Below are 13,240 nucleotides of genomic sequence, written 5' to 3' on the forward strand. Positions count from 1 at the left end.
CGGCGCTGAAGTGGTCACGCAAGCGGGCTCGAACGTGAACCTGTCGGGCGGGACGATCAACGTGGCCACCGGTTACATCAACCAGACCTGGCTCACCGGCAGCAACGGCCAGCTCTACAACGCCAGCCAGGCGCCGGCGAACCTGAGCTACACGGGGGTGTACCAGGGCTTCGAGGATCTGCATGCGCGCTGGGGCAAGACGGCCACGGCGTATTACAGCAATCCGCTGATCGGACCGCAACGGCTGCTGCAGAGCGGCTATACGGCGGGGCGCGATGCGGGTCGGCTGTCGGTGAGCGCACCGACAGCGGTGCTCGAAGGCGACGTGATGGCCAACGTCTATACCGGCCCGATGCAGACGCGGGCGCGTCCATCCGGCCTTACCGACGGTTATGTACTCAGCCAGTTCGCAGTGCCGCGCGCAGGCTCGCTGACGCTGGGCCAGTACACAGGACTGGGGCGCAGGGATGCTTTCGCGACCGACGTTGTGATCGGCAATATCGACGACATCACTAATGGGATGAACGTCAACGACCTGCTTACTGGTGTCCGAAAGAACACGGTGTGGCTTTCCGCCACCCGAACGAACCAGACGCGCTTCGGCGAGATCGATCTCGCGACGAGCGACACCATTGCCGTACGCTCAGACCTTCAGCTCGACAATGGCGGACGTCTGGCACTGGCAGCGCCGACCGTCGATGTGATGGGCAACATTACCGTGCCCGGCGGAACCGTCAACATCTCCAACCTGCTCCTCAAGGCCGGAGATATTGGCCCAGTGGCACTTCTCCCGACCGATGGGACGGCACGCCTCACATTGGCCCCCGGATACAGCATCAGCACGCGAGGCATCTGGGTCAACGCCGCGATCGATCCGAATACGACATCTCGGGTTGCCTACATCAATGGCGGTAACGTCACGTTCGATTCCACGGGCGATCTGACAATCGGCAACGGCAGCCTGATCGACGTCTCCTCCGGCGGTGCAATTCTGGCGGGCGGAAAGATGAAGGGCGGGACCGGCGGCAACGTGACGCTGGTCGCGGGTGATTCGTCCGGCGGTGCGGGAAAGAGCGTGGGCACGCTGACCTTCGATGGCACAGTGGCGGCATATGGCGTGAACGGCGGCGGCACACTGACCTTGTCGACACCTGATAGTATCCTGATCGGCAACAAAGCAGGTATCGCTGGGGGCACGCTCGCCGCAGGCACGCCGGCCGCCGTGTCGGTGAAGCTTGCACAGTCGCTGACGATTGCTGCCGGCACGCCGTTGCCGATGGATCTGGTCGAGAAGCATACGACGCTGGTCTACGACACGCCGACGCTGGCCGATATCACGATGGCCGGCTTGCCGACGGGCGCGACGCAGGCAGATTGGGTCGTGCCGAACGGTCTGTTGCTCAAATCGAAGGACAGCAACAATATGGACGTATTCTTCTTCTCCGGGGATACGATTCCGATGGGGACGGTTCTTTCGGGCTGGGGGGGAAGCGGGGTCATCCCGAAGGGTACGGTGGTGCCTTCCAACGTTTTTCCGAACGGGATTCCGGTAGCGCCGTACCAGTTCGTCTACACCGCAGGATCGGTGCTGACGGCGTCGAAGACATACGCCGTGGGCTCGATCATTCCCGCCGGCGTGGCGCTTGCACAAACGGTTGCGGTCACTCCGGTTCCGACCTTCAATGCAGGAACGTCGGGCAGCGGCAGTTCGCTGTTCAACGCAGGCTTCTCCAACTACGACATCAACGGCGGACAGGGCGTACGGGTCGACAACGGTGTGGTCCTGGCGCCTGTCATGCCGGTCTACCGATTCACGGCAGATAGCCTGACGTCGGCCACGGGCAGCGATCCGTCCAAGGCGATGGCCTTGTGGACGCCGTCGATGTTCACGGGAAATCTGCAGACCGATACGATCTCTCAGCGTGCGGGCGCGAGTATTACCTTGCGGTCCTTGCGCAAGGACGAGCAAGGCAATCCGGCGGGCGGCAGCATCGTCGTGGCGCCGGGGGCCTCGATGACGGTCGATCCGGGCCAGAGCATCACGCTCGACGCCTTCGGTCAGATGACGATCGATGGCACGCTGAGCGCACGCGCGGGCAAGATCAACCTGATCGGCGACGCCGATGGCACTTTCCCCGCGTCGCGCAATTTCGACGAGAACGGTGTCGTTCGCGGTACCTCGCTCTGGCTGGGTTCGAACGCGAAGCTCGATGTTTCGGGACTGGGTTATTCGGCCACCGATGCCGCCGGGCGCACCTACGGCACCGTGTTCGATGGCGGCACGATCAGTCTGAACGGAGGCACGTCGTTCGTCGTCATCCGCCCCGGTGCGGAACTTAACGCCGACGGCGCCAGTGTCACGGTCGATACGGCGACGGTAGCGGGCCAGCCGGCGAACGCCAGCGGCCGCATGCCGCGCGTATCCAATGGCGGCGCGATTGCCCTCAGTTCCATGGGCGGCATACAGATCGACGGCAATTTGCATGCATTCTCCGGTGGCGTGGGGGCGTCCGGAGGGGATCTGTCGGTATCGATGATCACGCCGTTCTATCCCGACCTGGCCGGCTCGACTCCGAAGAGCGTGCTCGTCCCGAGCGTGCTCACGGTGGTGCAATCGCGACCGGCGGCCCCTGACCTGAGCGGCCCCGGTGCACCGGTGGCGGCGTTGCCGATAGGGCGCGCCACGGTGGGCGTCGACATGATCAAGGAGGGCGGCTTCAGTTCGCTCTCCCTGACCTCGGGCGACTACATGATGTTCAAGGGCGACGTGTCGCTCGTGCTCGACAAGAGCCTCAAGCTCAATGCGAACGCCTACACGTCGGGCGAGAAACTGGCTGCGGGCGACGACCCGCTCGCGCAGGCGACGAGTAACAAGGTTCGTCTGGCAGCGCCATATGTGCTGCTCAGCGGCACGCGCGTCGCGCCGGCAGACGGTTTGACCAGCGGTACGATCACCAACCCCGGTGCGTCGGGGCGTCCGACGACCGCGACCTTCGAGATCGATGCCAATCTCATCGACGTGCAAGGCCCGACGCTATTCTCGGCGAGCACGGGCTATTACGACTCGGTGAACTACGTCAACGTCGACACTTCCTCACCGGGTTTCCGTACGACACGTCTCGTCAGCCAGGGCGATATTCGTTTCCTGCCGACGCCTGCGTTGCAACAGGGCACCACCCTGATCACGTCGTGGGATCTCGACCTGGAAGCCGCGCAGGTGTATCCCACGACAGGCGCCGTCGCAAACATCATCGCGGGGCAGCGGCGCGGCAATGACTTCACCGCCACACTGACCATCGGGCGCACCACGGCGGCAACGCCTGACACGCCGCTCTCGGTTTTCGGCACGCTCTACCTGACGGCGCCGAACATTCGCCAGGGCGGCGTATTGCGCGCGCCATTCGGCAAGCTATTTATCGGACCGACGACGGCGGCGGTGCAGGGAGGGCAAGTCTATACCAAGGACATCGAGTTCCTGCCCGGCAGCCTGACGTCCGTGTCCATGGATGGGGGGATCGTGCCCTACGGCGGCACTGTCGACGGCGTGACGTATTCGTATAACGGCGCGGCGCTGGCCCCGCTCATCGGCAATGGGCTCGGACTCACGGCGGTCGCGGGAGGATCGGGCATCTCGCTCGAAGGGTTGACGATGCGCGTCGACAAGGGCGCCGTGCTCGACCTTTCGGGCGGCGGCACCATCGCCGGCGCAGGTTTTGTTTCGGGGCGGGGCGGTTCGGTCAACGTACTCAATACACCGCTGGTCAACGCCAATCCGACCATGAATCTGAGCAAGACGGGCGACAAGGTCTACGCCATCGTGCCAGGCTACACGTCGGCCTACGCGCCGATCGCCGCAGAGAATGGCGCTGGCGATCCGATCGTAGGCCAGCGAATCACGATCGGAGACGGCGTGCCCGGATTGCCGCCCGGCACGTACACGCTGTTGCCGTCGAACTATGCGCTGCTGCCCGGTGCGTATCGCGTCGAGATCGGCGGTGCAGGGCAGAATCTGCCGGCCGTCGCGACCGCGGCCGGTAACGGTACCTATCTCGTGTCCGGTTATACGAGCATCGCGAACACGTCGGCGCGCAGCCAATTGCCCTCCACCGTGCTGGTGACGCCCGGCACGGCGGTACGCAAGTACTCGCAGTACAACGAGCAAAGCTACAGCGACTTCATGACCAACCAGGTCCGGCAGTTCGGCGGTCTGCTGTCGATGCTGCCCCGGGACGGCAAGGGCCTTCAGTTCCTGTTCGACGTTCCGTATGCGCCGGACCCGATGCCCACGACGAGCGTGCTGTCCTTCGACGGCAAGGCATTGTTCCAGCCAGCAGTTGGTGGCGTGGCGGGACAAGTGGCGGTGCTCAACATCGGAGAGATCACGAACGGCGATGTGACGCCGGGCTTCAACGGTTTGTCGGTGAGTGTCGAGAACCTGAATGCCATCGGTGCGCCGAGATTGAACATCAATGGCACTTCCGGTCAGCGCAATGGCGTTTTCTACTTCAATCCGAGCTCCAGTGCGGGAGATCTGTATGTGCGCGATGGCGTGACGCTGAGCGCCGGGGAAATCTACCTCGTAGGCAATAACCTCAATATCGGCAACGATGTGATCCTCACCACGGTCGGACGAGGGCCGGCCACCTTCGATACGGCGACGACTGGGATGAAGTTTTCCTCGGGGACGTCGACGGTGCTGGCGTTGTCCAACGGCGACATCCAGTTCCTGGGGGCGTCGGGGAGCAACGGATCGATCAACATCGGCGCCGGATCGGGGCTGTACGCCGAGGGCACGCTGGCGTTCGCCACCAATGGCGCGTCGAACATCGACAGCAGTACGCATTTCGGTGCGCGCAATATCGTGCTGGCCGTCGGCACGCTCAACGTTGGCGATGCCGCTCAGATTGCCGGAGCCGGCAATCCGGCCGGGGTGATGTTCAACCAGTCGGTGCTCAACACCTTGCTGCAAGGAGACCCGGCGCACGGTACTCCCACACTGCAACGGCTGACGCTGAGCACGGCGAATTCCATCAATCTGTTCGGCAGCAACGGATTGGACACGCGCGGAACGGGCGTCGATCTCGTCCTGAATTCAGCGGCGATCTACGGTGTTGGCGCGTCGACCGATCAGGCGGTCGTTGCAGCGGACCGCATTATCTGGACCGGGATCCAAGGCACGAGCGCACCGGCCATCGCAGCGGGCGGGCCTGGGACCGGCAACGGGACGTTGCGGCTCGCCGCGAAGGAAATCGACCTCGGCCAGGTCGTTTCCCTCGATACGTCTAGCGCAGCGCGTACGATCTATGGCTTCAATAATGTCGATTTCGCCGCGAGCGACCGGATCGTCTCGGCCGGCCGAGGCGCGCTGTACGTCTATCAGGCGCCGAGCACGCAAGCAGGGGATGTCTTCGGGCAGAGTGGAACGGGCGGCAATCTGACGTTGAGCACGCCGCTGCTGACCGGCGCATCGAAGTCGGTCATGAACTACATGGCGGGTGGAACCTTGAATGTCGTTGCACCGGCTGGCGTGGCGCCGAGTACGGCGACGACCACCGTTGCCGGTGCCGAGATCGATCTCGGCGGAAACAAGGTCAACATCGGCAGTACCGTGCTCCTGCCCAGCGGAAAGTTCGTGGTCAATGCCACGAACGACATTGTGCTCGACAGCAGCAGCCGGATCGATCTGCGCGGTCAGCCGACCCTGATCCAGGGCGCTACGGCGTATGGCTTCGGCGGTACGGCCAGCTTCAACAGTGCGCAAGGCAACGTGATGCAGCTGGCAGGATCGGTCATCGACGTTTCTGCGAAACACGCCAATGCAGGGGCGATCTCGATCGATGCCTCCAAGGGTACGCTCTCGCTCGGCGGCAGTGTGGTGGCGACTGCCGACAATGGCCTCACAAGCGGGGCTTTCGGGGCATCGGCAGGCACGTTCGCCGACTTCACCGGCCTGAACGCGCTGCTCACGCAGGGCGGCTTCTTCGATTCGCGCAGCTTCGACCAGAAGCAAGGCGATCTGGTGATCGGCGATGGCGTCAAGGCACACAACGTCAGCATTGCGGCCGACAACGGCAACCTGACGGTGAACGGCACCATCGACGCATCGGGGGCCGCCCCGGGCACCATCCGCCTGTCGGGCGGAAACGGACTGACGCTTGGCAGCAGCGCTGTGCTCGATGCTCACGGCAGCATGTTGCAGGTCGACAGTTACGGCGCACCCATCGAAGCGAAGAACCGCGCACATGTCGAATTGACGGCCACGGGCGGCACGCTGACGCTCTCGCCGGGCGCCACCATCAACGTGAGCACGCCGGGGGCTACTCATTATGGCGACGTGGTTCTGAATGCCATGCGCACCGCTGAGACGTCCGGCGACGTTGCAATCAACGCGGCCGGTCCGTTGACGATGCGCGGCGCGTACAGCATCGCCCTCAATGGCGTCTGGACGTACACGCTGCCGTCGGGCAGCGTCGTCACGCAATCGACGCTCGACGGCTACGACACGGCAAGCACCGCCTTCATGAACCAGGCGTCGGGCAACGCGGCATTGGGCGCACGTACCGCAGGCCTGGCCGCCTACGGCAGCACATACCATCTTCGCCCCGGCGTGCAGATTGCGTCGCCGGGCGACCTTTCGACATCCGGTGACATCGACCTGGCGAAGTACCGCTATGGCGCAGGGTCGGATCGCAATCCGAACTCGGCGACGTACGGCGCAGGCGAGCCGATGGCGCTGATCCTGCGTGCTGCCGGCAATCTGAAAATTGACGGCAGCATCTCCGACGGATTCATGGCGACCCGCGCGGGAACGCCGGTGTTCTCGACCATCAAGCCGACCACGTTCTCGACCGATACGGCGCACTTCGCCAAGCAGGGCGCGATCCTCTGGCGCATGATCGCGGGCAACCAGATGATCGTGAGCGATCCGGCCGGCTGGGTTGTGCCGACACTCAACACGGGTGTGGCACTCCCGCTCACGTTCCGGCCAATGTCGCCCGATGGCACGACCTATGCCTCGGGCACAGTGATTCCTTTCGGCACGACGTTGACCCGCCTGTACGTGCCGGTCGGCTCGGAAACGCCGTCGGCGGCCAGCCTGTCGCTTCAGACAGACCCGGGCACGCCTGTGGCGGCGGCGACGTCCGCACGCGCCAGCTTGCTGGCTGCGGGATCGCGCTCTGCCTCGTTGCGCCTGGTGGCAGGTGCGGATTTGTCCGGTGCCGATCAACGTGCGCTGCGGCCGGTGGCGGCGCTTGGCGGCAGCGGCAATCTCACGCTGAGCGACAGCGCGTACGACGCGTCGCAGACGGGCACGTTCTTCAGCGTGTTGCGGACCGGTACGGGAAGCCTCGATCTGCTCGCAGGCGGCAGCTTCAATGAGGCCACCCCGTATGGCGTCTACACGGCGGGTACGCAAGCGGCCCCGATCCTGTCGGCCGACGGCCGCAACCCGTATAACCTGCCCGGTGTAGCAACGGGCAACGTGCTTCAGGCGTGGTATCCGGAGCACGGCGGCGATCTGCTGCTCATGGCGCAGCAGGACGTGAGCGGCAATATCCAGTTGGTAAACAACCCGCTGCGCTATGTGAACAGCAATCTGGTGGGCAACTGGCTGAACCGGCAGGGCGGCGGCGGCGCGACGACAGACCCGGCAGCCTGGTCGATCAACTTCGGATCGCTCGCCAAGACGGACACGTATGCCACCGGCCTGCAACTGATCGGCTTCCAGGGCATCGGCACGCTCGGCGGCGGCAACCTGACTGTGATCGCCGGGCGCGACGCAGGCGTGATGTCCGGCGACCCCGGTGGCCTGACCTCGACCGGACTGGATCTGGCAGTGGCGTCGACCGGGCGCGTTCTCGCCGATGGCACGCTCGTGCAGACGGGCGGGGGCGATCTCATTCTGAAAGTTGGCGGCAGGCTCAACGGTGCAGATACGATGATCACCAGAGACTACCGGCGAGACTACTTTGGATCGCTGACGGCGTTGCGAGGCAATACGTCGGTCGAAGCCGGATCGATCGGCCTGGTCACCGAGCAAGTTCGTAATGCCGATTGGACATCGTACGATCCGCGCGCCTTCGATCCCAACGCGATCAAACAGACATCGCGAACACCGGGGCCGACGATAGTGAACGGCGACGGCGTCGCGAACGTGACCGCGCGCGGCGACCTTGTGCTCGCCGGGGCGAGCGACGCGGGGATGGCGATTTTCACCGACCTGGGGGGCGGTTACTTCACGGCATCCGGAACGGGCGCCTCGGCATCGGTCACGAGGGGCGGCTTTACGAAGTACACCCTCTGGACGCCCGCGACGAGCCTCAATCTGCTGTCGGCAGGCGGCGATGTCGTGCCGCTGTCGGGTTCCGGCGGGAGCGAGCAGCAGAACTCCACGGGCTTTTACCCGGGTAGCCTGAGCGTCGCCTCGCTCAACGGCGACATCCGGTTCGGCGAGGCGCAGACGATCGAATTGATGCCGTCGCCGATCGGGCAACTCCAGGTTCTCGCCGCCGGTTCGATTTACGGGAGCGGATCGACGATTGCGATGTCGGGCGCCGATCTCGCGCGCGTGGCGACGCCAAGCCATCCAGTCTTCTCGACGATGCAAGGCTTCAACTCCAACACCCGGACGAATGCCGCCGTCGACGCAGCCATCCGGATCAATAACAACAGCCCGATCGCGTTTGGCGAGGACTATCCGTCCGGCGCGCTGCATGCGCAGGACTCGACGCCCGCGCAGATCTATGCGGGCATCGATATCGACGACCTGCAGATCGGGGCGACGAACTTCATCGGCCGGGTGGGGTCGAGCGGATTCACGCCGAGCCATTCGCAGTGGTTCATCGCCGCCAAACCTTTCGAGGTGATCGCTGGACGCGACATCGTGGGCACCGGCACCTTTCCGAGCACGTTCCTGAATCAGTCGGACAGCGACATCTCACTGATCCAGGCGGGCCGCGACATCATCTATCAATCGGCGAACGTGGTCGGGCCGGGCTTGTTGCAGATGCAAGCTGGTCGGAACGTGTACCAGGGCTACTACGGCCAGGTGCAAAGCATCGGCGATGTCACGCATCCGGCCAATACGAACGGCGGCGCAGGGATCTCGATGCTCGCCGGTGTGGGAGCCAACGGCCCGGATTACTCGCGCTTTGCACGGCTTTACTTCGATCCGGCCAATCAACTCGCGAGCGGATCGCCGCTTGCCGACAGTGGCAGGGTCGTACACGCCTATGGCGAGGAACTGGTCGCATGGCTTAAGAGCCGTTTCGGCTACGATGGCAAGCCGTCGGATGCGCTGGCCTACTTCCTGGCCTTGCCGCAGACGCAGCAAGGCGTGTTCGTGCGCCAGGTCTACTTCAAGGAGTTGCTGCTGGGCGGGCGCGAATACAACGATGCGTCGAGCCCGCGTTACGGCAGTTACCTGCGTGGCCGCGAAGCCATAGCCACACTGTTCCCGGCGAGCGACGCACAAGGAAAACCGGTGACCTACAACGGTGCGATCACAATGTTCAGCAGCGTGACCGGATCGACGACCGTCAACGGAAAACCGGTCCCGGTGACGACCGACGCCACGGTGCGCACCAGCTTCGGCGGCGACATCCAGATGCTCAACCCGGGCGGACGCACGCTGGTTGGCGTGGAAGGCGTGACGCCGGGTGCGACGGCAGGTATCGTCACGCAGGGCAACGGGGACATTCAGCTATACAGCCGCGACAGCATCCTGCTGGGGCTGTCGCGCATCATGACGACGTTTGGGGGCAGCATCCAGGGCTGGTCGGCCGAAGGGGACATCAACGCGGGACGTGGCTCGAAGACGACGGTGGTGTATACGCCACCCAAGCGGGTGTATGACGCGACCGGTAACGTCACTGTGTCGCCAAATGTGCCGTCATCGGGAGCGGGGATTGCGACGCTTAGTCCGATTCCGGAAGTGCCGGCAGGGGACGTTGACCTGGTGGCGCCGCTGGGGACAATCGATGCCGGCGAGGCAGGCATCCGGGTATCGGGCAACGTGAACCTTGCAGCGCTGCAAGTGGTGAATGCCGCCAATATCCAGGTGCAGGGCAAAGCCACCGGGATTCCGATGATCGCGGCAGTGAATGTCGGTGCGCTGACCAATGCAAGCGCGGCGGCAAGCTCGGCGGCAACGGCGGCGCAGGAGTCGGTACAGCGGGCGCGCAACGAAGCGCGCCAGGCCTTGCCGTCGATCTTCACGGTGCGCGTACTGGGCTTCGGCAGCGATACGCCGGCACCGGCTCCCGCGCCGGCATCGGCGCCGATACAGTCTTCCGGTGCTGCCGCGCGCGGCGACCAGGACATGCGTATTCCGGTGCAGGTGATGGCGCCGGGCGTCATTAGCGAGCAGCAGAAAGCCAGACTGACGGATAAAGAAAAACGCCTGCTGGGCCTGTGAGCCGCAGCGAGTGTTGCTGGATTATCGTCACTTTAGCGGGAGCGGCTCATAGCTTGGGCCGCTCCCGCTGCTTCACCCGGATGTCACGGATATGTCATTTTCGGCAGGTATAGTCGTGCCTCTCAGTTTGCAGTTCCCGCATTAACTTCATTCCAACAGGTTGCACTTTATCCGAACTATGACAGGTAGCCCGGCATCGGTCAGTGTGCTCGCGCTGGCAGGATGTTTGGCTGGTGCCAGTCTCATGTTTGCAATGCGACCGTCTTTCGCGCAAACCATCAAAGCGTTGGGCCAGTCTTTGCAAAGCGGTTCTTCCGTAGCGGCGCCAACAGCGATTGAAACAAGCAAGCAATCTCCGTCTTTCGACTTCAATATTCCCACGCAATCTCTTGCAGCGGCATTGGACCGCTATGCCGTCATCACCGGCAATGCGGTGCTGTTTTCGAGCAGGCTGGCCGCCGGACGAAACGCGTCTGCCGTCAACGGCCGGCATGATGCCGGCGCGGCGCTGGAGATGCTGTTGCAGGGAACCGGGCTCGGTGTCGAGCGGTTGCATGAAGACGGTATCGACACTTTTGTGTTGAAGCCGCTGCCCGCGCAGGATGCCGCTGGCGTGGCCGCTGCAACAGCGAGCATCGATGAGGGGCAAGCCGCTTCCGAACGTTACGATGCGCTGGTGCAAACGCGTGTTTGGGAAACGTTATGCAGCAATGAGCGCACCGCTCCGGGAAGCTATCGCGCGCTGTTGCGGTTTCGGGTGGATGAAAATGGACGCGTCCGCCTGGTTCGCTTGCTCGGTTCTACCGGCAATACGCGTCGTGACGCCATGCTGACCGATATGCTCGGCAAGCTCGTCATCGGCCAGCCGCCGCCATCCAGCCTGGTGCAGCCGCTGACAATGCTGATGCTGCCGCAAGGGCAGATCGCCGGCCGTCCTTGCCAGACTACGGTGCACTGACATGTCCGAAGATGTCCGTACAACGCTGCTGAGCCATCTCACCAACCGCTATGTCGATCTCAAACGACGTTTGACGCGCGTGCTGGGCAGCGACGATCTCGCCGGCGATGCCTTGCAGGATACATGGCTGCGTTTGCAGCGCCTGGAGGGGCAAAGCCCGGTGCTGAATCCCCATGCCTTCCTGTTGCGCATGGCGGCCAACATCGCCGTCGACAACCGTCGCAGCCAAAGCCGGGCCTTGCCGCCAGGTGAAATCGATGAATTGCTGGAGATTTCCGACACAGCTCCCGGTCCCGAGCAAACCGCCGAAGCGCGCTCCGAAGCACAAGCGCTATCCCGGATTATGGAGAGGATGCCATCGCGACGCCGTGAAATTCTTATCATGGTGCGATGGGAGGGGATGCCGCAAAAGGAGGTCGCGCAACGGCTCGGCATTTCATTGCGCACCGTGGAGCACGAGCTGAAACGTGCGCACGACTATTGTGTGGCGCGGCTGGATGAGAAAAATTAATTGCGGATTCGCATGTCGAGAAACGTCTTTATCTATACCGAGCCGAAAATATCAACGTCCTTTGAGCGGCGTTGTGATCGGCTGTGGAAAGCCTGACTATGAAAATGGCCTCTGACGACCGCCCCGACCTGCCTGATGTGCTTGCGCAAGAAGCACGGGTCTGGTTGCGCCGGCTTACTTCAGGCGACGCCACCGAATGGGATGCGCAGGCTTTCAGGCGCTGGAAACAGAGCAGTCCGGCGCATCAGCAAGCTTTCAAAGACGCCAAGCGTCAATGGCAAGCCATGGGGCCGGCCATCGGTAAGCTGCTGCACAGCAACCGTGACGTGGCGGCAATGCATGAGCGCAGCATGCGTTCGGGGCAACCGGCACAGGGACGCCGCATGTTCTTGCGGGTCGCCACCGGCGGGGCGGCAGCTGCCATCGGCGCGGCTATCGTACATCCTCCCTTGCAACTCTGGCCATCGCTGAGCGAATGGCAGGCCGACGTGCGCACCGATAAAGGGGAGCAGCGCAGCCTGGCACTGAACGATCGCGTCAACCTGACCCTGAATACGCAGACCAGCGTGCGCAAAGAAATACTGAATGGCGAAATTGGCGGGATCGATTTGATCACGGGTGAAGCCGCCATCGATCTGCGCGGCGACACCTCGTTCAACGTCGTCGCAGGTGTCGGCCGCAGCACTGCCAGAGAAGGCCGGTTCGAAGTACGCAATCTCGATGGCAAAGTCTGCGTGACCTGCGTGCAAGGTGCTGTACGTGTCGAACATCCTGGCGGTGTGCTCGACCTGAAGCCGCGCCAGCAAGCCATCTACGATGCCAATGTCCTTGGCCGGGCGGTTGCTGTCGAAACGGCAAATATGTCTGCCTGGCGCAAAGGCGAACTGGTATTTCGCCAGACGCCGCTTGAGCAGGTGATTGAAGAGATCAACCGCTACCGTCCGGGCCGTGTCGTGCTGGCGGCAAGTTCGGTACGCGAGAGCGCCGTGAGCGGCCGCTTTTCGATTGCGGCGCTCGATAGCGCGTTATTGCAATTGCAGCATTCCTTCGATCTGAATGCCCGCCGTTTGCCAGGCGGTGTGCTGGTGTTGAGCTGATGTCGAACCGGCATCCCGTGCCGAGATGGTCCGGCATCCTGAAAATAGTTGGGGGATTTGAGAATCGGTTGTCGTCCTTGTAAAGACAGGTTGCCATGCAGCAGAAGTACCGCATGACGCAACCGGAAAACTTTATCGGACACAGCCGGCCGTTTGGGCGGATGGCTGGTCGGGAACGATTCAGCCATCTACGGGACTCAACATGAATACATGCAATCGCAGTGCGCACGCGCGTATCAAAAAACACAACAACAAAC

The 13,240-nt window shown here is 63.2% G+C and carries 4 protein-coding genes; all 4 read left to right on the forward strand.

Annotation, left to right across the window (positions count from 1 at the left end; all coding sequences use genetic code 11):
• Positions 1-34: 34 nt before the first annotated feature.
• The 4 genes from AKL28_RS11280 (at position 35) to AKL28_RS11295 (ending at position 12,983) form a co-directional block, all read left to right on the forward strand.
• Entirely contained in the window at positions 35-10,417 is a 10,383-nt protein-coding gene (locus AKL28_RS11280; RefSeq protein WP_231602395.1) for a filamentous haemagglutinin family protein, read from the forward strand.
• Positions 10,418-10,595: 178 nt separating this feature from the next.
• Positions 10,596-11,375 carry a TonB-dependent outer membrane receptor gene (locus AKL28_RS11285; RefSeq protein ID WP_156226299.1) on the forward strand — a complete coding sequence of 260 codons (780 nt, stop codon included), beginning with the start codon at positions 10,596-10,598 and terminating at the stop codon, positions 11,373-11,375.
• Between the two features lies 1 nt (position 11,376).
• Positions 11,377-11,886 carry an RNA polymerase sigma factor gene (locus tag AKL28_RS11290; RefSeq protein ID WP_050468243.1) on the forward strand — a complete coding sequence of 170 codons (510 nt, stop codon included), beginning with the start codon at positions 11,377-11,379 and terminating at the stop codon, positions 11,884-11,886.
• 98 nt (positions 11,887-11,984) lie between these two features.
• A complete protein-coding gene (locus AKL28_RS11295) occupies positions 11,985-12,983 on the forward strand; it encodes a FecR family protein (protein WP_050468244.1) in 999 nt (332 codons plus the stop codon).
• Positions 12,984-13,240: the final 257 nt, after the last annotated feature.

This window comes from Herbaspirillum chlorophenolicum, from assembly GCF_001189955.1.
Lineage (GTDB): Bacteria > Pseudomonadota > Gammaproteobacteria > Burkholderiales > Burkholderiaceae_D > Herbaspirillum > Herbaspirillum chlorophenolicum.